The organism is Testudinibacter sp. P17/SS/0325 (assembly GCF_053570765.1).
Genome location: NZ_CM131635.1, coordinates 1,213,255 through 1,233,597 on the forward strand (window position 1 = coordinate 1,213,255; position 20,343 = coordinate 1,233,597).

At 47.4% G+C, this 20,343-nt stretch carries 21 protein-coding genes and 4 tRNA genes; 14 read left to right on the plus strand and 11 right to left on the minus strand.

Features of this window, described 5'->3' with window-relative positions; translation table 11 throughout:
- Positions 1-88 precede the first annotated feature (88 nt).
- The 11 genes from proS to ACWA50_RS05825 all read left to right on the plus strand — a co-directional run bounded on the left by proS (position 89) and on the right by ACWA50_RS05825 (position 7,848).
- Positions 89-1,795: a proline--tRNA ligase gene (gene proS / locus ACWA50_RS05775; protein WP_431050643.1), complete on the plus strand. Its 1,707-nt coding sequence runs from the start codon at positions 89-91 to the stop codon at positions 1,793-1,795.
- A 272-nt stretch (positions 1,796-2,067) separates the two neighbouring features.
- Positions 2,068-2,499, plus strand: coding sequence for a DUF805 domain-containing protein (locus tag ACWA50_RS05780; protein ID WP_431050645.1), 432 nt, complete (start codon positions 2,068-2,070; stop codon positions 2,497-2,499).
- A gap of 3 nt (positions 2,500-2,502) precedes the next feature.
- Positions 2,503-3,084 carry a hypothetical protein gene (locus ACWA50_RS05785; RefSeq protein ID WP_431050647.1) on the plus strand — a complete coding sequence of 194 codons (582 nt, stop codon included), beginning with the start codon at positions 2,503-2,505 and terminating at the stop codon, positions 3,082-3,084.
- A gap of 10 nt (positions 3,085-3,094) precedes the next feature.
- Positions 3,095-3,718: a ribosome biogenesis GTP-binding protein YihA/YsxC gene (gene yihA / locus ACWA50_RS05790; RefSeq protein WP_431050649.1), complete on the plus strand. Its 624-nt coding sequence runs from the start codon at positions 3,095-3,097 to the stop codon at positions 3,716-3,718.
- 192 nt (positions 3,719-3,910) lie between these two features.
- Complete coding sequence (locus tag ACWA50_RS05795; protein ID WP_431050651.1) at positions 3,911-5,446, plus strand: YifB family Mg chelatase-like AAA ATPase; 1,536 nt, start codon at positions 3,911-3,913, stop codon at positions 5,444-5,446.
- Between the two features lie 163 nt (positions 5,447-5,609).
- Positions 5,610-5,685: transfer RNA gene (locus tag ACWA50_RS05800), tRNA-Thr, on the plus strand.
- A gap of 17 nt (positions 5,686-5,702) precedes the next feature.
- Positions 5,703-5,787: transfer RNA gene (locus tag ACWA50_RS05805), tRNA-Tyr, on the plus strand.
- Positions 5,788-5,832: 45 nt separating this feature from the next.
- Positions 5,833-5,907, plus strand: a tRNA-Gly gene (locus ACWA50_RS05810).
- Positions 5,908-5,910: 3 nt separating this feature from the next.
- Positions 5,911-5,986 (plus strand) — tRNA-Thr (locus ACWA50_RS05815).
- 103 nt (positions 5,987-6,089) lie between these two features.
- Complete coding sequence (gene tuf, locus ACWA50_RS05820; RefSeq protein ID WP_431050653.1) at positions 6,090-7,274, plus strand: elongation factor Tu; 1,185 nt, start codon at positions 6,090-6,092, stop codon at positions 7,272-7,274.
- An 85-nt stretch (positions 7,275-7,359) separates the two neighbouring features.
- A complete protein-coding gene (locus tag ACWA50_RS05825; RefSeq protein ID WP_431050655.1) occupies positions 7,360-7,848 on the plus strand; it encodes a hypothetical protein in 489 nt (162 codons plus the stop codon).
- A 15-nt stretch (positions 7,849-7,863) separates the two neighbouring features.
- Here ACWA50_RS05825 and ACWA50_RS05830 read toward each other — a convergent pair whose 3' ends face one another.
- The 8 genes from ACWA50_RS05830 to ACWA50_RS05865 form a co-directional block, all read right to left on the minus strand.
- On the minus strand, positions 7,864-8,838 hold the full coding sequence (locus tag ACWA50_RS05830; RefSeq protein WP_431050657.1) for an NAD(P)-dependent oxidoreductase: 975 nt from the start codon (positions 8,836-8,838) through the stop codon (positions 7,864-7,866).
- Between the two features lie 30 nt (positions 8,839-8,868).
- A complete protein-coding gene (locus ACWA50_RS05835) occupies positions 8,869-9,816 on the minus strand; it encodes a sugar kinase (RefSeq protein ID WP_431050659.1) in 948 nt (315 codons plus the stop codon).
- A gap of 4 nt (positions 9,817-9,820) precedes the next feature.
- The gene (locus ACWA50_RS05840; protein WP_431050661.1) at positions 9,821-10,588 is read right to left on the minus strand and encodes a sugar phosphate isomerase/epimerase family protein; all 768 of its coding nucleotides are present in this window, start codon (positions 10,586-10,588) and stop codon (positions 9,821-9,823) included.
- 109 nt (positions 10,589-10,697) lie between these two features.
- Positions 10,698-11,711, minus strand: coding sequence for a LacI family DNA-binding transcriptional regulator (locus ACWA50_RS05845; RefSeq protein WP_431050663.1), 1,014 nt, complete (start codon positions 11,709-11,711; stop codon positions 10,698-10,700).
- 18 nt (positions 11,712-11,729) lie between these two features.
- Complete coding sequence (locus ACWA50_RS05850; protein ID WP_431050665.1) at positions 11,730-13,001, minus strand: TRAP transporter large permease; 1,272 nt, start codon at positions 12,999-13,001, stop codon at positions 11,730-11,732.
- On the minus strand, positions 12,998-13,516 hold the full coding sequence (locus ACWA50_RS05855; protein WP_431050667.1) for a TRAP transporter small permease: 519 nt from the start codon (positions 13,514-13,516) through the stop codon (positions 12,998-13,000). The genes ACWA50_RS05850 and ACWA50_RS05855 overlap by 4 nt, the downstream gene beginning before the upstream one ends.
- Positions 13,517-13,574: 58 nt before the next feature.
- Positions 13,575-14,576, minus strand: coding sequence for a TRAP transporter substrate-binding protein (locus tag ACWA50_RS05860; RefSeq protein ID WP_431050669.1), 1,002 nt, complete (start codon positions 14,574-14,576; stop codon positions 13,575-13,577).
- Positions 14,577-14,780: 204 nt separating this feature from the next.
- Complete coding sequence (locus ACWA50_RS05865) at positions 14,781-15,806, minus strand: LacI family DNA-binding transcriptional regulator (RefSeq protein WP_431050671.1); 1,026 nt, start codon at positions 15,804-15,806, stop codon at positions 14,781-14,783.
- A gap of 164 nt (positions 15,807-15,970) precedes the next feature.
- Between ACWA50_RS05865 and ACWA50_RS05870 the strand changes: the two genes are divergently transcribed.
- The 3 genes from ACWA50_RS05870 to ACWA50_RS05880 are packed head-to-tail and all read left to right on the plus strand — an operon-like array spanning position 15,971 to position 18,106.
- Positions 15,971-16,411, plus strand: a complete 441-nt coding sequence (locus tag ACWA50_RS05870; RefSeq protein ID WP_431050673.1) for a PTS sugar transporter subunit IIA — start codon at positions 15,971-15,973, stop codon at positions 16,409-16,411.
- A gap of 41 nt (positions 16,412-16,452) precedes the next feature.
- On the plus strand, positions 16,453-16,722 hold the full coding sequence (locus ACWA50_RS05875) for a PTS sugar transporter subunit IIB (protein ID WP_431050675.1): 270 nt from the start codon (positions 16,453-16,455) through the stop codon (positions 16,720-16,722).
- Positions 16,723-16,747: 25 nt separating this feature from the next.
- On the plus strand, positions 16,748-18,106 hold the full coding sequence (locus ACWA50_RS05880; RefSeq protein WP_431054302.1) for a PTS ascorbate transporter subunit IIC: 1,359 nt from the start codon (positions 16,748-16,750) through the stop codon (positions 18,104-18,106).
- A 79-nt stretch (positions 18,107-18,185) separates the two neighbouring features.
- Here ACWA50_RS05880 and ACWA50_RS05885 read toward each other — a convergent pair whose 3' ends face one another.
- The 3 genes from ACWA50_RS05885 to ACWA50_RS05895 all read right to left on the minus strand — a co-directional run bounded on the left by ACWA50_RS05885 (position 18,186) and on the right by ACWA50_RS05895 (position 20,188).
- Entirely contained in the window at positions 18,186-19,652 is a 1,467-nt protein-coding gene (locus ACWA50_RS05885) for a glycoside hydrolase family 1 protein (protein ID WP_431050677.1), read from the minus strand.
- Between the two features lie 77 nt (positions 19,653-19,729).
- Positions 19,730-19,948 carry a hypothetical protein gene (locus tag ACWA50_RS05890; protein WP_431050679.1) on the minus strand — a complete coding sequence of 73 codons (219 nt, stop codon included), beginning with the start codon at positions 19,946-19,948 and terminating at the stop codon, positions 19,730-19,732.
- A 57-nt stretch (positions 19,949-20,005) separates the two neighbouring features.
- Positions 20,006-20,188, minus strand: a complete 183-nt coding sequence (locus tag ACWA50_RS05895) for a hypothetical protein (RefSeq protein WP_431050681.1) — start codon at positions 20,186-20,188, stop codon at positions 20,006-20,008.
- Positions 20,189-20,343 lie beyond the last annotated feature (155 nt).

The window sequence follows — 20,343 nt, forward strand, 5'->3', positions numbered from 1 at the left end:
TTTTGCCACGGCTATTTTTGTTTTGAATATACGGCGCCGGTGCTAGAATAGGCGCAATTTTATTAAAAAGTGAATAACAGGAAATTTCATGCGTACATCAAACTACCTACTCTCCACCCTTAAAGAAACACCGAACAATGCGGAAGTGGTCAGCCACCAATTAATGCTGCGTGCCGGCATGATTCGCCCGTTGGCGTCGGGCTTGTATATTTGGACCCCGACCGGTTTAAAAGTGCTGCGTAAGGTGGAAAAAATCGTGCGTGAGGAGATGGACAAGAGTGGTGCGTTGGAAGTGTCAATGCCGGTGGTGCAGCCGGGCGATTTGTGGGTGGAGTCCGAACGTTGGGAACAATACGGACCCGAGCTGTTGCGTTTCACCGACCGTGGCGACCGCCCTTTTGTGTTAGGTCCGACCCACGAAGAAGTGATCACCGATTTGGTGCGGCGCGAACTGACCTCGTATAAACAGTTGCCGATCAATCTGTATCAAATCCAAACCAAATTCCGTGACGAAGTGCGCCCGCGTTTCGGCGTGATGCGTGCGCGCGAATTTTTGATGAAAGACGCCTACTCTTTCCACCTGACCCAAGAGAGTTTGCAGCAGACTTATGACCTGATGTATCAAACCTATAGCAATATTTTCACCCGTTTGGGGCTGGATTTTCGCGCGGTACAGGCGGACACCGGTTCGATCGGCGGCAGTGCCTCCCATGAATTTCAGGTGTTGGCGGCAAGCGGTGAGGACGATATCGTGTTTTCCACCGAATCGGATTATGCCGCCAATATCGAATTGGCCGAAGCGGTGGCGCTGGGCGAACGCGGCGAGCCGACGGAAGAATTGCGTTTAGTCGATACGCCGAACTGCAAAACCATTGCCGCCTTAGTGGAGCAATTCGGTTTAGCGATTGAGAAAACCGTGAAAACCCTGATTGTGCATGCGAGCGAACAGAGCGGTCATAAATTGGTGGCGTTGATGGTGCGTGGCGATCATGAACTGAACGAAGTCAAGGCCGAGAAATTGGCCGAAGTCGCCAGCCCGTTAGTGTTTGCCGACGAGGCGGAAATTCGCGCCGCACTTGGGGCAGGCGCGGGTTCATTAGGACCGATTAATTTGCCGATTCCGGTGATTATTGACCGCACCGTTGCCAATATGAGCGATTTCGGCGCCGGGGCGAATATCGACGGTAAACACTATTTCGGCATTAACTGGCAGCGCGATCTGCCGCTGGCGCAAGTCGCCGATCTGCGCAATGTGGTCGAGGGCGACCCAAGCCCGTGCGGCAAAGGCACGCTGCAAATTAAACGCGGTATCGAAGTGGGGCATATCTTCCAACTGGGCGATAAATATTCGCAAGCGATGAACGCCACCGTGCAGGGCGAAGACGGTCGTCCGCAAGTGCTGACCATGGGTTGCTACGGTATCGGCGTGAGCCGTGTGGTTGCTGCGGCGATTGAACAAAACCACGACGAACGCGGGATCATGTGGCCGGCACAAATCGCGCCGTTCCAAGTGGCGATTGTGCCGATGAATATGCACAAATCGGAAGCGGTGCGGCAGTACGCCGAAGAACTGTACCGCACTTTGCAGCAGCAAGGCGTAGACGTGATTTTTGACGACCGCAAAGAGCGCCCGGGCGTGATGTTTGCCGATATGGAATTAATCGGCGTGCCGCACACCATTGTGATCGGCGAGAAAAACCTGCTTAACGGCGAAGTGGAATACAAAAACCGTTACAGCGGTGAGAAACAGATGATCGCCAAAGCACAGGTATTGGATTTTCTTGCGCAGTGTTAACACGCTGCCGCAAGCATGATTTTGATGAGCCGGCGATAACCGGCTCTTTTTTTGTGCGAAGATTGCATTGTGTAAAAAATGAGCATGAGGATAAGCCGGGTTGTGAGAACGTTTTTATTTACTTTCTATTAGTCAATTGCAACGGGCGTTATATGATTCGAATGCCTAATCTGGAGGCTGAAATTCAGCGTTAAGCGAATTACCTCGAAAATCCGCGGAAATCCTTTATAATGACCGCACTTTGATTCACTCAAATACGAGGATATGGGCGGATGTCATTATGGCAACTGTTATTTGCCTTTAAAGGGCGTTTAAACCGTGTTGGGTTTTGGCAAGGATTCGGGATCTGCTTTGCCGTATTGTTACTGCTGGCTAATGCGCTGCCAATGCAACAACTGTTCCAACAAACGCCGACCGCACTTTTGGCTTCCGCCTTATTGTTGCTGGTGGGCTGGTGCTTTTTGGCCGTGGTGGTGAAACGTTTGCACGACCGTGGGCGCAGTGGAAGTGCGGTGACGATCATCATTTTTCCCGTGCTGTGCTATGTTATCGCCAATTATAGCGAAGGTATGATGGCGTGGGCGTTGGGCAAATTTTTACCGCTGTTTTTCGCAGTGTTGCTGTCATTGGACTGGGGTGTTTTTCGCGGACAAGCCGAAGCAAACCGTTACGGCGAACGAGGATTGGCGTTAAAGCTGAAATAAAATATGCCGAAAAAACAAATTGTTATCTTAATATGTGCTGTTTTGTCAGCGGCTTGCAGCAGCCCGAACCGCAGTTTGTCGTTTTTTGATCCGCAAGGTCAGATCCGGCAGATGACATTTTCGACATCGGCAGACAGCCAGCAGCCTGCGGTGACGATCGGCGACCGCACTTTGTTGTTGCAGCAGCTGGAAGAACGCAAGCTGTTGTTGGCGTTGAACCGGCAGGATCAGCCGCTCAGTCGGCATATCCGACATGATATCCGTGAGTTGGAACTGTATGAATTGGGGCAGGGCGGTTTTGTCGATGTTTATCGGCTGCGCAGCGAGGACATTTGCCGCCGTTTTATGCGTAATCAATCGCTGAACGTTGCTCATGCAGTGACTTTTTATCAGCAAAATCCGCAGGGACAGCCGCGTATGTTCGGCGTGATCTCGGATTTTCCCCTCAATTATAAACAAGCGCCGATCAAGCCGAATGCCATACGAACCATACCCGACGGCGCACAGGATTATACGGAGTTGGTACAGGGCAGCGCCCGTAAGATCCACTCATTTTTAGACAATGTGATTTGTCACCAACATTAGGAATAACAGCGTGTCAGAAATTAAATTGAATTATCATAAAACCCATTTTTTAACCAGTGCGCCGGACATCCGCCATATGCCGTCAGACGAGGGCATTGAGATCGCCTTTGCCGGGCGCTCCAACGCCGGAAAATCGACCGCACTTAACAGCCTGACCAACCAAAAAAGTCTGGCGCGCACCTCGAAAACCCCGGGGCGCACACAGTTAATCAACCTGTTTGAAGTGGAAGAACAGTGTAAAATCGTCGATTTGCCCGGTTACGGCTACGCCGCCGTGCCGGAACAGATGAAAATCAAATGGCAACAGGCGCTGGGCGAATACCTGCAAAAACGCGAATGTTTGGGCGGCGTAGTGATCTTAATGGATATCCGCCACCCGTTAAAAGATTTGGATCAACAGATGATCGAATGGGCGGTCGCCTCGCAATTACCGCTCTTGCTGTTGCTGACCAAAGCCGACAAACTCAGCCAAAGCGCGCGCAGCAAACAAGTCAAACTGGTGCGCGAAGCGATCCTGCCGTTTCAGGGCGATATTCAAGTCGAGGCTTTCTCGGCATTAAACAAAATCGGCATTGATAAACTGGCGGCAAAACTGGACGGCTGGTTTGCGCCGAATTTTGCAGCGGCAGAATAATGCAGATTTCTTAACAGTATATGAAAACGGTAGTTTAATCAGTTAAGCTACCGTTTTTTATTATACAAATAAAAGCATATTCGCTATTTTTGATTTTTGCGATCCGGATCGCAAACATTTTGCCCGCCACTTCCTTTCCCACCGCACTTTTTATATTTTCACGGCACTTTTATGTTTACTGTGGAAGAAAAAATGTCATTAGCGATAGTTTACAGCCGCGCCTGTATCGGGGTGCAAGCACCGTTGGTTACGATTGAAGTGCATATGAGCCGCGGCAAGCCCGGTTTAACGCTGGTTGGCTTGCCGGAAACCGCGGTGAAAGAGGCGCGCGATCGGGTGCGCAGCGCACTGATTAATGCGCGCTTTGAGTATCCGATGGCACGGGTTACGATTAACCTTGCGCCCGCCGATTTGCCGAAAGAGGGCGGACGCTACGATCTGGCGATTGCCTTGGGAATGCTGGCGGCGTCGGGGCAGATTTCAGCGGAAAAATTGGCACAATATGAATTTTTGGGCGAACTGGCATTAACCGGCGAATTGCGCGGCACGCAGGGCGTGATTCCGGCGGTGATTGAAGCCAAAAAACAGAAGCGCAAGCTGATTATTGCCAATGAAAACGCCGAGCAAGCGGGTTTATTGAGCGAACACGAAACCTATTTTGCCGAATCGTTGTTGCAGGTGGCGGCGTTTTTGCAAGGACAAGACGAATTACCGCTGGCGCAGATGACGGACTTTCCCAAACCGGATTTTTCTGCGCCCAACCGTTGCTTAACCGATATTATCGGGCAGCAACACGCCAAACGAGCCCTAACCATTGCCGCCGCCGGACAACATAACCTACTGTTTTTAGGGCCGCCGGGCACAGGCAAAACCATGCTTGCCAGCCGTTTGACCGCACTTTTGCCGGAAATGAACGATCAAGAAGCGATTGAAACCGCCGCCGTTGCCAGTTTGGTGCAAACCCGTCTGAACAGTTATGCCTGGCGACAGCGTCCGTTTCGCACGCCGCACCATAGCGCGTCGTTAGCGGCGCTGGTCGGCGGTGGTTCGAATCCACGCCCGGGAGAAATTTCATTGGCGCATAACGGTGTGCTGTTTTTAGACGAACTGCCGGAATTTGAGCGCAAAGTATTGGACGCCTTGCGCGAACCGTTGGAATCGGGCGAGATTATTATTTCACGCGCCAATGCCAAAGTTTGGTTTCCGGCAAAATTTCAACTGATTGCGGCGATGAATCCCAGCCCGACCGGGCATTATCAGGGGGTACATAACCGCACTTCGCTGCAGCAAGTCATGCGTTATCTGAATCGCTTATCCGGTCCGTTTCTCGATCGTTTTGATTTATCAATTGAAGTGCCATTGCTGCCCGCCGGCAGCCTGCAACAACAAGGTGATCGCGGTGAAACCAGTGAACAAGTGCGGTCTAAGGTGGTGGCGGTACGGCAAAAACAGCTGGCACGCAGCGGCGTGATTAATGCGCACCTCAGCGGTAAACTGTTAGATCAACATTGCCGTTTAAGCAGTGATGATGCCGCTTTTTTAGAGAATGCGTTGTTGCGTTTGGGCTTATCGGTGCGCGCCTATCATCGGATTTTAAAAGTATCGCGCACCATCGCCGATCTCGATAGCTGCGAAAATATTCAACGGCAGCATATCAGCGAAGCCTTAGGTTACCGCGCAATGGATCGTTTACTGGCACGTTTAGGCAAAGAAAATTCCGCCGGATAATATCGCGATTGATGAGGAAAACCGCACTTTGGCGCGGAAAACGGTTTAAATCCTATTCATCTTGTTTAAAAAGCAATCGAACAATGAAAAATTGTGATTTTTTTGCAAAAAATACTTGTCAGGGAAATTTATATCCCTATAATACGCCTCACTTGTTTGCGTCGCCGACTTAGCTCAGTAGGTAGAGCAACTGACTTGTAATCAGTAGGTCACCAGTTCGATTCCGGTAGTCGGCACCATTAGACAAGTATCGTGTGGAGGGATTCCCGAGCGGCCAAAGGGAGCAGACTGTAAATCTGCCGGCTCAGCCTTCGAAGGTTCGAATCCTTCTCCCTCCACCATTTTCAAATTCTAAAACCAAATGATTGGGGTAGATGAATAAGAACGCGGGCATCGTATAATGGCTATTACCTCAGCCTTCCAAGCTGATGACGCGGGTTCGATTCCCGCTGCCCGCTCCAAGCGCTGATATAGCTCAGTTGGTAGAGCACACCCTTGGTAAGGGTGAGGTCGGCAGTTCGAATCTGCCTATCAGCACCACTCTTTTCTTATTACTTCCATCATTTTAGTTGAAATCAATTTCTACATTAGGTTAATGTGGTAACTGAACCATCGATAACCGTGTTTGTTTAGAGGGACTAAAATGTCTAAAGAAAAATTTGAACGTACAAAACCGCACGTTAACGTGGGAACAATCGGCCACGTTGACCATGGTAAAACAACCTTAACCGCTGCAATCACAACCGTATTGGCGAAAACCTACGGCGGTGCTGCGCGTGCCTTCGATCAAATCGATAACGCGCCGGAAGAAAAAGCACGCGGTATCACCATCAACACCTCACACGTTGAATACGACACCCCTACCCGCCACTATGCGCACGTTGACTGCCCGGGACACGCCGACTATGTGAAAAACATGATCACCGGTGCGGCGCAAATGGACGGCGCGATCTTGGTTGTTGCGGCAACTGACGGTCCAATGCCACAAACTCGTGAACACATCCTGTTGGGTCGCCAAGTAGGCGTGCCTTACATCATCGTATTCTTAAACAAATGCGACATGGTTGATGACGAAGAGTTGTTGGAACTGGTTGAAATGGAAGTGCGTGAGCTTCTGTCTCAATACGATTTCCCGGGCGACGATACTCCAATCGTACGCGGTTCTGCGCTGAAAGCGTTGGAAGGCGACGCTGAGTGGGAAGCGAAAATCATCGAATTGGCAGAGCACTTGGATACTTACATCCCTGAGCCGGAGCGTGCGATCGACCAACCGTTCTTGTTACCAATCGAAGACGTGTTCTCCATTTCCGGCCGTGGTACGGTAGTTACCGGTCGTGTTGAGCGCGGTATCGTACGTACCGGTGACGAAGTTGAAATCGTCGGTATCAAAGACACCACCAAAACCACCGTTACCGGTGTCGAAATGTTCCGTAAACTGTTAGACGAAGGTCGTGCGGGTGAGAACATCGGTGCGTTGTTGCGTGGTACCAAACGTGAAGAAATCGAACGTGGCCAAGTCTTGGCGAAACCGGGTTCAATCACTCCGCACACTGACTTCGAATCAGAAGTGTACGTATTGTCTAAAGATGAAGGCGGTCGTCATACTCCGTTCTTCAAAGGCTACCGTCCGCAATTCTATTTCCGTACCACAGACGTAACCGGTACAATCGAGTTACCGGAAGGCGTGGAAATGGTAATGCCTGGCGACAACATCAAAATGGTTGTCAGCCTGATTCACCCGATTGCGATGGACCAAGGCTTACGCTTTGCGATTCGCGAAGGTGGTCGTACCGTTGGTGCGGGCGTTGTGGCGAAAATCATCAAATAATTGATTTTTAAGCAATAATCTAAGAGGGTGAACATCATGTTCACCCTTTTTGCTATCCGGATTATAGATAAATAAAGGATTTGTAATGCTGCCGATTAAACTGTTTTATGCGCTATTGATTCTACTGGTTTTATTGCCATTATTGGTTTTCCGCTTCAGTCGTTATAAAAATTCACTCAAAATCAACCGCACTTTAGCATTAGGATTGGCGGTATTGGCAGCGGTGTTATGGGGCATGGCAAATCAGTTGCTGGTGGTGACCGATGATAACCAAGTTACGGAATACGCCTTATTTATACCACAGCAATATCAATTAGATAATCAACAGCAACTTGACGTGCCATACCAATTCGGTTGGCGTAATGCCAGTGTAATCAATAACGGCAACATTCCGCTGATCTATGAAACGGTCAAATACGGTTCTTCTGACGTGAAGACGGAGGTGCGCGGTATTTTTCCTTATTCGATAGCCAAAGCGCTCCCGGAACCGATTAACTATACTTTTAGCGAACCGCCAAGTGCGGTACGCCTAACATTCGTCGGATCGGATTTAAGAGGTTGGATACATCGTTAAAGTGCGGTTAGCCGATTATCCTACAGCTGGATTTACCCAATTTTGGGTTGGTTTTTCAGATTTGAGTGCTGCAATTAAATTATCTACGGCACAGCGAGCCATATTATCGCGGGTTTCACTGGTAGCTGAACCGATGTGTGGCAGGAGAACGACATTTTGCAGCGCTATTAACGGAGAGTCGGGCGGCAGCGGCTCAACCTCAAATACATCCAGTCCAGCAGCTTTAATACTACCGCTTTGCAGAGCTACTATCAGCGCTTGTTGATCGACAATTTTGCCGCGTGCAGCGTTAATCAAAATGGCAGACGGCTTCATTAAAGCCAGCTTTTCTTTCGAAATCAATTTTTCCGTAGTCGGGACTAGTGGCAGTGTGATACAGACAAAATCAGCGCGCCGTAACAAATCATCTAACGGGCAGCGTTCGGCTTGGTATTGCCGTTCAACCTGCTCGTTTACTTGCTTGCCAGTGTACAACACTTTCATGTCAAAACCGCAATACGCTCTTTTGGCGACCGCACTTCCAATCCGTCCCATTCCCAGAATACCGATGGTTTTATGATGTACGTCCGTTCCGTAATACTCGGAACCGATACTGTGTTGCCATTGACCGGTACGGACTAGCATTGACAGCTCTACTGCGCGGCGCGCGGTAGCCAAAATTAAGGTGAAAATCGTATCGGCGGTTGTATCAGTCAAGACATTGGGAGTGTGCATTAAACGGATACCTCTCTGGGTTAAATCATCGACATTAAATTGATCATAACCGACGGAGATGGTTGAAATGGCTTTTAATTTCGGTGCAAATTGTAGCAGTTCTTGTTTGATTGGCACGCTGGCACCGATTAAACCGTCAGCCTGGGCTAAGGCGGCGATCACTTTATTGCGGTTATCCGTTGTGATGCCGTCAAAAGTGATGAGATTAAAGTGAGAAGCTAAACGGGCTTTTTGCTCATTCGGGATTTTTTTATAGAGAATAACGGTTTTTTTCATTGCTTTATCCTTAAAGTGCGGTTCGATTTATTAAAAAGCGCCCAACTGTTCTCGAGTCGGCAAGCCTTCACTGTCGCCAATCACTTGTATGGCAAGAGAGCCGATACGATTCCCGCGTTTAGCGGCCTGTATCAATGTTTTTCCTTCCAGTAAGGCACTGATTACTCCTACTGCAAAACCGTCACCGGCACCTACCGTGTCAACAATTTTTTCCACAGGACAAGGTGGAATCGTATCTTGATTTCCCTGATGATCTTTGAAGTAAGCCCCTTGTTCGCCCAGTTTAATAATGACGGCTTTCACCCCTTTTTCCAGATAAAAATCGGCAATCGCTTCGGCAGCTCTTAAACCGGTTAAAATACGTCCTTCTTTAATGCCTGGCAGTACCCAGTCGGCTTTGCTGGCGAGTTGGTTTAAACTTCTTACCATCTCTTGTTCGCTTTTCCAAAGTGTCGGACGCAAATTGGGATCAAAAGAGATAGTTTTGCCTGCCGTTCGCATAAAATCGATCAAATGTAATGATAAGCGGTAGCTGCTGTCGGATAAAGCGGCGGCAACTCCGCTTAAATGCAGGTGACGGGCATTCAGGAACGGCGCAGGTGTGAAATCGGCAAGCGATAGATAGCTGGCTGCCGAGCCTTTGCGAAAATATTCTACCGCAGGATCAGTTCCTTGCTCCGCTTTGGCTTTCAGTTGAAAGCCGGTCGGATAGTGCGGATCAATGCTGACACAATCATGGTGAATATTTTCTTTAGCCAGTTGTTGCAAAATAAATTGTCCGAAAGAGTCATTACCAACCCGACTTAACCACGCCACTTTAAACCCGAGACGAGCCAAGCCGGTGGCGACATTGAGTTCCGCACCGGCAACACGTTTGGTGAAATGCGTAATTTCAGATAAGTTTCCAGTTTCAGCCGCGACAAACATTGCCATGGCTTCACCATAGGTAATCACATCTAGAATAGGCTGTTTTGACATAGGGTTATCCTCTCAATAGTTCGACAAAGTGTCGCGATATAGCGACTAAATCGCCGCCGATTAACGGAAACTCAATCCCGCGTGCGACATTTTGCGGTAAATATCGTTGCACGATTTGCAAATAGCGATCCTCTTGATTTTTGGGCGGAACAGTTATTCGTTTTCCAGTGGTATCAAGTGCGGTTGATTTAATATGGATATAGCCGACATAAGCCGCCAACTGTTGGGCGGCAAGTTGCGGATCTTGTTCCGCCCATGCCCAATTACCGCTGTCAAAAGCCAGTCGCAACGGCACATGGTGTCTTGTCAGCCATTGGGTAAACGCGACCATGCTATTCAAGTTACCGCTCTTTTTGGCTTGATCATTTTCGATGACACATTGAATTTCAGGGTACATATCCATAATTTGCTTTAAAGTATCGGCTAATACCGCTGGCGTATCAGGCTTAAAATCACCAAGTGAGAATTTGAGAAGGTCGGCATTAAGTTGCCGTGCTTCAGCAAAATATTGCCGCAGCTGCGGATGGATTTTTTCCGGTGATATCCACAATGGAAAAGGAACCGAATAGAAGCAGGCTAATTGAGCTTGTTTGATCTTATTCGCCAGTCGGGGGAGTTCTGACAATACTTCGTCTGAAAATAATTCCCGACGGATTTCAACCCCATCTGCGCCTGAGGCTTTGATGACGGTGAGAATTTCTCCCTGTCCGCCGATGCTTTTGATGTAATCGGCTCCATAAGCGGAAGTGGTTATAATTATTTTTCTGCGCATAATGTGTATTCCTTGATTTTTATTTTTCTCTAATTTTATTTTCTATCAGTTAATTGGTTGGAACCGATACCATTTCTTGTTAAAAAAGAGACGGTAACTCCCTTTTGGCTTAAGCCGATTCTCTGATGATTAATTCCCCCGGATAGAATACATTTTGAAAATCCGAAGTGTCGCCATTCATGCGTTGATAGAGTAATTCGAAAGCGTTAAAACCTATTTGGAACGTCGGTTGCTTCAGCGTCGTGATTCCGCCGCCGACCAGCGCGGCCCAAATTGGATCGTCAAAACCGATTAAGCCGATATCTTTGCCCCATTCTAATTTCAAGCGTTTTAGAGAAAGCGAGATATTTAGTGTAACGGCACCGTTAACCGAGATAATCGCTTTGCGCATACCGCGATTTTTGGCACAAAATTCAGTAATGACGCTATCCATTTTTTGTTGATCCTTGCTGCTGACTAATTCAGCGACTGTGCCACTACAGTGTTGATTTGCCGTAATTATTTGTTTGAACGTGTCAGTGTGTTTTTGGCGCGGTTGTATATCGTTAATCGTTTCCGTGATAAATAAAATTGCTTCAAAACCGCTACGAATGAGATGTTCCGTCACTAACGTAGAGGCTTGTTCGTTATCCAGACCTACGACATCGCAATTCAGCTCATGGATTTGCCGATCGATAGAGACAATAGGGAGAGAAAATTGTTTAAAGTTATCGTCATGAGTGCGTAGTGCATGGATAATGACACCTTCAACTTGATAGCTGAACATCAATTGTAAAATCTGTTTTTCTTGCTCAAACTGATTATTGGTATTAAAAACAAGCAAGGTATAACCATATTCACGGCTGGCGGCCTCGATCCCTTGCATGACATCAATGGAATAGGGATTATTGATGTCGGCAAAGATCAGCGCAATCAGTCGGGTGCGCCCGCGTTTCATACTTCGAGCGATTTGGCTAGGTTGGTAATTCAGCGTTTCGATGGCTTGTGCAATCTTCTTTTGCATATTATCCGACAGCACATGAAATTCGCCGTTCAGATAGCGCGATACACTGGTTTTTCCTACTTTTGCCAAGGTTGCCACATCGCTAATCGTGGCTTTTTTATTTCTCGAAGTTGTTTTCATATTATACATGCCTAATGATTATAAAAAGACATTATTCAATAAAATGGCCGGCATGAAAATAACAATAGCCAATACAATTAAAATAATTGTAATATACGGCATCACTGCTTTAAAGGATCTGTCAATGGGCAGATTACCAATCACACTGGCAATTAATAAACACAATCCGTAAGGCGGTGTGACCAATCCTACTGACAGGGTAATAATGATGACAATACCTAGTTGTATCGGATCAACGCCTATTGTTTGCGCCACCGGATAAATTACTGGTACGAATAAGACCATCGCAGGGATAGCATCCATAAAAGTACCGATAAACAGGAAGAATAAAATAATCAGCAATAGAAATACATATTGGCTGCCGCCGATATCATTGAAGAAACCGGCAACTAAGGTATTGATTCTGAAATAGCCTAAAAACTCACCTAAAGCGGAAGCTGCGGCCAAGGCGAATAAAGACAAGCAGCTTAATTTTAAGGTTTCGATTAAAATTTTCGGTAAATCTCGAAAGGTAATCGTTTTATAGAAATAAGCACTGACGAAGTAAGCATATAAGGCAGCAAAAGCGGCGGCTTCGGTCGGTGTAAACACGCCGAAAACAATTCCACCGATAATAATCAGAGGCGTGATCAATGCCGGAATCGAGTTTTTAAAGAGTTGCAGAAAAACGTTCCACGGCATTTTTGCTTCGCGCGGCAGTGCACTACGAACCGCAACATAATAGATAAAGAACATCATGCCGAGACCGATGGCAATACCGGGTAAAATGCCGCCGATAAACAGTTTACCGACGGAGGTATTGGTTAATCCGCCGTAGATTACCATCGTGATGCTAGGCGGAATAATGCTGCCGATGGTGGAAGAGGCAGCGGTCACCCCCACCGCCATTTCACGGCTGTAGCCTTTTTCAAGCATATTCGGAATTAAAATTTTTCCTACACCGGCGGTATCGGCTTGTGAAGAACCGCTTACACCGGCAAACAACATGGATACCATCACATTGGCATGGCCTAAACCACCGGGACAACGCCCGACGATCCCTAAGGAAAAATCAATCAGTTTTCTTGAAATATTGCCTTGGTTCATAATAGTGGCGGTTAATACAAAGAGCGGTACGGCCAACAACACATAAGAGTTCAAACCGTAAAACATCTTCATCGGAATCATGGTATTCGGCACGCCGCTGATTGTCGCGATACCGATTAATGCGGCGATTGCAATGGAAAATGCAATTGGAATACCGATAAGAATCAGCACGATAAATAGGATTGTTACCAATAATAGCGTCATGATTTTTCTCCTAATGTGTCATCGGTATCATCAGATAGCGGCGTGCCGTTTTTAAGTGCGGTGATCTGTTTAATCATATCTTCAACTAAATAGATCACGATACTGATAAAGGTAATCGGCAGGATCAGCCAGACATAACCTTGTTTTAAACTTGGAATACTAATCCAACGCGAGTTCCAGAAAGTACTGGTGATTTCTGCACTGTAGACAAAGCAAAAAGCACAGAAAACGATGATAATGACATCTTGTACAATAAGCAGAAGCGGTTTTTTCTGCGGTGAAAACTGGCCGTTCAGCAGCGTGAAGCTGAAATGTTGTTTGTGTTTGGCCATCACCGCGGCACCCAGCAACATAGACCAGATAAATGCGTTAACCGAGATTTCTTCGGTCCATGTGGCGCTAATGCCTAAATAGCGAGTGCCGACTTGGAGCAGGGTGGTGATGACAAAAATCACCAAAAGCAGTGTACCGAGCCACAGTTGTATTTTTTCCAAATAATCAGTCAATTTTTGCATATATCCCCCTGATCCAAGGTTATAACAAAATAAATTCTAACAATTTAACCAATTGAATTTATTTTGTATTTCTGATTTGTTGTAATGTATCTGTCATACCGTGTTTTTTCGCCCATTGATCTTGAATGGTTTGGGCGGTGGCACTGAACGGTTGCGTATCCACGCTGTTAATCACGGCGCCGTCTGCAATCGCTTTGTCTTTATACTGATTTTCTTCACTATAAATAGCATTGCGTTCAGCCTGTGTCGCTTCTTTGATTGCGGTTTCTAATATTGTTTTTTGCTCTTCACTCATACTGTCCCAAACATTTGCCTTCATTAATAAAAGGCGCGTTGTGTAATCATGGGCGGTTTCGGAAATATATTTTCCGTTAGCGGTTTTGTGATGTTCCATCGGTACAAGATACGGATAAGCATTTTCAGAACCGTCCACTACATTACTGGCTAAGGCTTGATATAGCTCCGCCCAGGCTACGGAAGTAGGAATCGCCCCGATTGAGGTCCAAAAATCGGACACTACACCAGCGGTTTGCGTTCTGATTTTTAATCCTTTGGCATCATCAGGTGTATTAATCGGTTTTTTACCGTACCAATGGCGCACACCGGCAGTCCAGTAGGCGATGACATAGTATTTATTCCCCGATTTTTGATAAATGATATCGGCAATTTTCTTGCCGATATCACTGTCAACCACTTTCTCCCAGTGACTATAGTTATTGAATAGGTAGAGTAAAGAAAACAGATCCACTTCATCGATACCGGCAGAAGTCATAAATCCCGGTGAAACCAACACGATATCTGCACCGCCCAAGACGAGTTTTTCAACTAACTCGTTTTCGTTCGTACCGATAGTTCCGGCATGAACTTCGATATCAAATTTTCCGGATTGTTCGGCGGACTCTTTCAGTTTTAGCATGCCGGTTTGGTATGGACTGGTTATATTGGTTTGGTTGTGTGCGGCAACCAATTTTATCGGTTTATCACCATTATTGTTTGTGTTCTCTGCTTCTCCACACCCGATAATTGCGATTGACATTAACAACATTAATACTTTTTTCATAAATAACTCCGTTAAATTATGATTTCTGCCCATCTTAGCGTTTGCTAAAAAGAATTTTAGCTAGTAAAAAACTATCATGGAACTGGTTCCATTTATTAAAAAATAGACAGATTTGTGATCTGGGTGGCACTTTAGTGAGAAATTTGTGATATGGATCAATATTTTTGATGGTGAAAGAGAAGTTGCGCTAACACTAAAAAATCATCAAGCACTCCCCCTCTCTAATAACTTAATCGGTACACTGATGATTTCAGGCAAAAGTGAGGTATTTTCTTGTTGTAGCAGGGTTTGCAGTTTTTTGCCGGCGAGTTCGCCCATTTTTTCATAAGGAATTTGGATGGTGGTTAAACGCGGATGAATCACGTTGCCGATGTCCAAACCGCCCATGCCGACAATGGCGATATCGTATGGTACGGCGATGTGCTTGCGGGCAAGTTCGCATAGCGCACCGCATGCCAATTCATCGGAGAGAAAAACATAGGCGTCGATTTGCCCCCACTCTAATAGGGCTTCATTGAATAATTCGGCACCTGTTGAAAACGTAGTCTCAGCCGGACGATGTAGCACCAAGTGCGGGCTGATGTGCTGACTTAATAATGCGCTCTGCCAGCTTTCCAAATAGTGCTGAAAGGTTGCGCTATCTTGCATGGCGGAAAGTAAACCCAGATTGCGGTAACCTTTTTTCACTAAAAATGTAATTAAAGTTTGTATTGCCGCTTTGCTGTCCACGCCAATATTAATCCCCAAAGGGGCAGGCTTGATCGCGCCAATTTCAATCACCGGAATCGTACTGTTTTTTATCCATTGCGCCTCTTTTGGCGGACAAGCAAGGTTCAATAAGATAATCGCCGCCGGCGCATTATTGATCAACTCCTTGAACCAGCTCGTGCCGTTGGCGATTAAGATAACCAATTGAAGATTCTGCATTTTTAGGCTTTGTTGCAAAGCGGATAAAATCAGACAATTTTCGCTTGAGGTGAGTGAAGAGGTGACCACAACCACGTTACGTGACGAAACCGATGCCAACTCTCTGGCGGCGGAATTGGGGATATAACCCAATTGTTTGACCGCACTTTCGATTTTATTGCGTAAGTTGTCCGACACCAATTCCGGTGTGCGTAAGGCGCGCGATACCGTCATCTGCCCTACGCCGACCCGTTTGGCAACATCTGCCAGGGTTACCCTGCCGGTGGTGCGTCGGGTTCGTGTTGGAGGTGTGCTGGAAGACATGTGTTGCCCTTATGGATTTTTATTCAAAGTATAACAAACAAATCAGTGAAAACAGCTTATTGTATTAAAAACGTTAGTGCTATCACAAAATCAGACTTATTTGATTGATAGCGCTAACATTGCTGTTTACACTTTGGATATCGTCATCATCTGGAGAACGAACTATGCTGAAATCTTATCTTCCCCTTGCGCATATCCAATTGGTCGAGTCGGTTTCCGACTGGCAACAGGCGGTTAAACAATGCGCACAACCGTTGTTGGACGGGCAGCTGATCGAGCCGCGTTATCTGGATCGTATTTTTCAGCTGTATGAGGAAATCGGACCTTATTTTGTGATTGCGCCGCAAATTGCCATGCCGCACGCCCGGCCGGAAGACGGGGCGTTGGCTCAAGCGCTCTCGCTATTGGTGATCAAGCAGGGAATTGATTTCGGATCAGAAAATGATCCGGTCAAGCTGGTGATTTTATTGGCGGCGAAGGACAATTCCTCCCATTTGGATATGCTGGCGGCGGTCGCCGAATTGTTGGCTGATGAAAGTGCGGTCGAGGAAATAATCGGAGCGGCGGATATCGAACATATCGCCGCAGTAGCACATCGTTATTAACTTTATTTAACAACCGGTATTAAAACGAAAGGAGCAACAGTATGAAAATTATGGCAGTCTGCGGACATGGTTTGGGCAGCAGCTTTATGATGGAAATGAACATCAAGAAAGCCTTGGTGAAGTTAGGGATTGAGGCTGAAGTCGGGCATACCGATTTGGCGTCGGTAACGCCGAATGAAGCGGATGTGTTTGTGATGGCGCGCGATATCGCCGAAAGCAGCAGTGTTTCGCCGGATAAAATTGTGGTGGTGACCAACATCGTCAGCGCTGCGGAATTTGAACAAAAATTAGGCGAGTATTTTAATCGCTGAGTTTTAACCGATAAGGAGTTTGATGATGGAAGCTATCCTGTTTTTCATTCTTGATATTTTGAAAGTCCCGTCGATTCTGGTCGGGGTGATTGCACTGGTCGGATTATTGTTACAGAAAAAAGCCTTCCCGGATGTGATTAAAGGCACGATTAAAACCATTTTGGGCTTTATCGTGTTGGGCGGCGGTGCCGGCGTCTTAGTTGGCTCGCTGAATCCGCTCGGCAATATGTTTGAATTTGCTTTTAATGTGCAGGGTATCATCCCGAATAATGAAGCGATTGTGTCGATGGCGCTAGAGAAATATGGCACGGCAACCGCGTTGATCATGGCGTTCGGTATGTTGGCGAATATTATCGTGGCACGTTTCACCCGCTTGAAATTTATCTTTCTGACCGGACACCACACCTTTTACATGGCGTGTATGATCGGCGTGATTTTAACCGTAGCGGGCTTTGAAGGGGTACAATTGGTGTTTGTCGGCTCATTGACCTTGGGCTTGATCATGGCATTTTTCCCGGCGATTGCCCACCGTTATATGAAACGCATTACCGGCAGCAATGAAGTCGGTTTCGGTCATTTCGGCACTGTCGGTTATGTGCTGTCCGGTGCGATCGGCGAAGCCACGGGGAAAGGCTCGAAGTCAACCGAAGAGATCAATTTACCGAAAAACCTCAGCTTCTTGCGCGACAGCTCGATTTCGATTTCCCTGACCATGATGGTGATCTATCTGATTTTAGCGCTCTCTTCCGGTAGCGAGTATATCGAACAAAACCTGAGCGGCGGACAAAATTATCTGGTTTATGCGATTATTCAAGGCATTACCTTTGCCGCCGGCGTATATATTATCTTGGCAGGCGTGCGCTTGATTCTGGCGGAGATCGTGCCGGCGTTTACCGGAATTTCGGAAAAATTAGTTCCGAATGCCCGTCCGGCACTGGACTGTCCGATTGTCTTTCCGTATGCGCCGAATGCGGTGTTAATCGGCTTCTTGTTCAGTTTCTTGGGCGGTATCGTCGGTCTGTTTATTTTGGGGCAATTAAGCTGGGTGTTGATTCTGCCGGGCGTAGTACCGCACTTCTTCTGCGGCGCAACGGCGGGTGTGTTCGGTAATGCGACCGGTGGTCGGCGCGGCGCAATGCTGGGGGCATTTTGCCACGGGGTGTTGATCACCTTCCTGCCGGTGTTTTTGTTGCCGGTGTTGGGATCACTCGGCTTTGCCAACACCACCTTCTCCGATACCGATTTCGGCGTTGTCGGTATTGCGTTGGGCTACATGGCGCAATATTTGTCGTTGAACATGATCACCGCCACCATTACCGGTATTTTCGTACTGCTGGTAGCGTATAACTATCTGGCGAAGAAGCCGATTGAGAATAAAGAATAATTTTATTCCTACCTGACAGCCGCAACCGCACTTTGATCTGATGATCACAGCTTCAAAGTGCGGTTTCTCCTATCTGCAGTTACAGTTCCCCGCCGTTGCTGGCGATCACGTTTTTATACCAAAAGAACGAATCTTTGCGCGAACGGGCTTTGCTGCCGTTGCCGTCATCGTCGAGGTCAACGTAGATAAAACCGTAGCGTTTCGACATTTCCGAGGTGGACATGCTGACCAAATCAATCGCGCTCCAGCTTAGGTAACCGCGCAGATCGACGCCGTCGTTGATCGCTTCCTGCATTTGCTGAATGTGGGCGCGGTGGTAGGCGATACGGTAATCGTCGTGAATGCTGCCGTCGGCTTCCGCCTGATCATATGCGCCCAAGCCGTTTTCCACGATAAACAGCGGTTTTTGATAGCGGTCATACATGTCGTTTAAGGTTATGCGCAAACCGACCGGATCGATCTGCCAGCCCCAGTCGGAGGCTTGCAGGTACGGGTTTTTCACCCCGCCCAATAGATTGCCGGCGGTACGTTCCGCATGGTCGTGGGTGGTGGCGGTGAGCGACATGTAGTAGCTGAACGAGATAAAATCCACCGGATACTGTTTTAAAATCGCGTCATCGCCCGGTTCTTTGTGAATACGCACATTGTTTTCCGCCCAGTGGCGCAGCATATATTTCGGGTATTCGCCGCGCGCGTGTACGTCGGTGAAATACAGGTTTTGTTGGTTTAGCCATTGCGCCAAGCGTTGGTCTTGCGGGTCGGCGGTGTAGGCGTAGTGCGGTAGGCGCGCCAGCATACAGCCCATTTTGCCGTCGGGAATAATCTCGTGCAGCGCTTTGGTGGCAAGGCTGCTGGCGATAAATTGGTGGTGCAGCGCCTGATATTTCACATTTTCCTGTTCGGCTTGCGGCACGCGGTCAATCACCACCCCGCCGCCGGTAAACGGGCTGTGCATGGTGATCATATTGATTTCATTGAAGCTCAGCCAATATTTGACTTTGTGTTGATAACGTTTAAACACGGTTTCGGTATAACGCAGGAAGTGACCGATCACTTCGCGCCCGGCCCAGCCATTGTATTTTTCAGTCAGACCCAGCGGCGTTTCGTAGTGGCAAAGCGTCACCATCGGTTGAATGCCGTGTTTGAGCATTTCGTCGAACAGATTGTCATAAAACTGTAATCCGGCTTCGTTCGGCTGTTCGTCATAGCCGTTGGGGAAAATTCGCGCCCAGTGAATCGAAACCCGCAACATTTTGAAGCCCATTTCGGCAAACAGCGCAATGTCTTCTTTATAGCGGTGATAAAAATCGATTCCCTCGCGTTTCGGAAAGCGGGCTTGTTTTTTGCCGCTTAAAATATCCGCCAGCGCTTGCGAGCTGATCTCGATTGAGGCGCTGTGCGCACCGCGTTCGGCTTTCGGCACATACGCCACCACATCGGCACCGGACAGCCCTTTGCCGTCGGCATCGAAACCGCCTTCAATTTGATTGGCGGCAGTCGCACCGCCCCATAAAAAGTCGTGTGGAAAGGGTTTTAAATTACTCATTTTGTTTTCCTCTTTTGGTTGAAATGTATCAGGTTATGTTATACCGCACTTGCCTCAAGTGCGGTTTTTGTTGCAATTTATGCTTTATTCAAAACAATCGAGATTAACGGCTCGCCTTGTGCGATGTGCGTTTCCTGCATGGGAATCACATCAAGATAATCTTCAGTATTGGCGATAATCACCGGGTAGAGCAATATGCCGCTTTTGAAAATGGTGCTGCAGATAGTGATCGATTTTTTCAACGCAGTGATAGGCGCGCGGATAGGCTTGGCGGGTTTGTTGATACAGAAAATCATCGCCGCCGACCGCACTTTGCAGCTAGAACAGGCGTTGGGCGAAATAGTGCAAATGGGTCACAAAACGCGCATGGTCCACACTGTTTTCGTCCAGTAATGGTAGCCGACCAAAGCGAGAATATCTTTCACAATTTGGGTGCTGCGCATGGTGTCCATCATATTATCGTTATCGGTGTGCGCATTAAAAATGTGCAGCGCAATAAAACCGGCTTCGTTTTCGCCCTTGTCTTCGTTTTCCACTAAAACGGCATTATTAAAAATTTTTTAATTTTCAACATAGGCTCTCGTGTCGTGTAGATTTTTCGGGCTGTGCAAATAATAAGAGTGACTCAATTCTAGCATGAAAGACAAACGGGTCACTATAATGCAGTAAGTGATTTCCTCGGCAAATACCG

Coding starts and splice junctions, on each gene's coding strand:
- proS (WP_431050643.1), top strand. CDS start 89: ATGCGTACATCAAACTACCTACTCTCCACCCTTAAAGAAACACCGAAC.
- ACWA50_RS05780 (WP_431050645.1), top strand. CDS start 2,068: ATGTCATTATGGCAACTGTTATTTGCCTTTAAAGGGCGTTTAAACCGT.
- ACWA50_RS05785 (WP_431050647.1), top strand. CDS start 2,503: ATGCCGAAAAAACAAATTGTTATCTTAATATGTGCTGTTTTGTCAGCG.
- ACWA50_RS05795 (WP_431050651.1), top strand. CDS start 3,911: ATGTCATTAGCGATAGTTTACAGCCGCGCCTGTATCGGGGTGCAAGCA.
- tuf (WP_431050653.1), top strand. CDS start 6,090: ATGTCTAAAGAAAAATTTGAACGTACAAAACCGCACGTTAACGTGGGA.
- ACWA50_RS05825 (WP_431050655.1), top strand. CDS start 7,360: ATGCTGCCGATTAAACTGTTTTATGCGCTATTGATTCTACTGGTTTTA.
- ACWA50_RS05830 (WP_431050657.1), bottom strand. CDS start 8,838: ATGAAAAAAACCGTTATTCTCTATAAAAAAATCCCGAATGAGCAAAAA.
- ACWA50_RS05835 (WP_431050659.1), bottom strand. CDS start 9,816: ATGTCAAAACAGCCTATTCTAGATGTGATTACCTATGGTGAAGCCATG.
- ACWA50_RS05840 (WP_431050661.1), bottom strand. CDS start 10,588: ATGCGCAGAAAAATAATTATAACCACTTCCGCTTATGGAGCCGATTAC.
- ACWA50_RS05845 (WP_431050663.1), bottom strand. CDS start 11,711: ATGAAAACAACTTCGAGAAATAAAAAAGCCACGATTAGCGATGTGGCA.
- ACWA50_RS05850 (WP_431050665.1), bottom strand. CDS start 13,001: ATGACGCTATTATTGGTAACAATCCTATTTATCGTGCTGATTCTTATC.
- ACWA50_RS05855 (WP_431050667.1), bottom strand. CDS start 13,516: ATGCAAAAATTGACTGATTATTTGGAAAAAATACAACTGTGGCTCGGT.
- ACWA50_RS05860 (WP_431050669.1), bottom strand. CDS start 14,576: ATGAAAAAAGTATTAATGTTGTTAATGTCAATCGCAATTATCGGGTGT.
- ACWA50_RS05865 (WP_431050671.1), bottom strand. CDS start 15,806: ATGTCTTCCAGCACACCTCCAACACGAACCCGACGCACCACCGGCAGG.
- ACWA50_RS05870 (WP_431050673.1), top strand. CDS start 15,971: ATGCTGAAATCTTATCTTCCCCTTGCGCATATCCAATTGGTCGAGTCG.
- ACWA50_RS05875 (WP_431050675.1), top strand. CDS start 16,453: ATGAAAATTATGGCAGTCTGCGGACATGGTTTGGGCAGCAGCTTTATG.
- ACWA50_RS05880 (WP_431054302.1), top strand. CDS start 16,748: ATGGAAGCTATCCTGTTTTTCATTCTTGATATTTTGAAAGTCCCGTCG.
- ACWA50_RS05885 (WP_431050677.1), bottom strand. CDS start 19,652: ATGAGTAATTTAAAACCCTTTCCACACGACTTTTTATGGGGCGGTGCG.
- ACWA50_RS05890 (WP_431050679.1), bottom strand. CDS start 19,948: ATGATTTTCTGTATCAACAAACCCGCCAAGCCTATCCGCGCGCCTATC.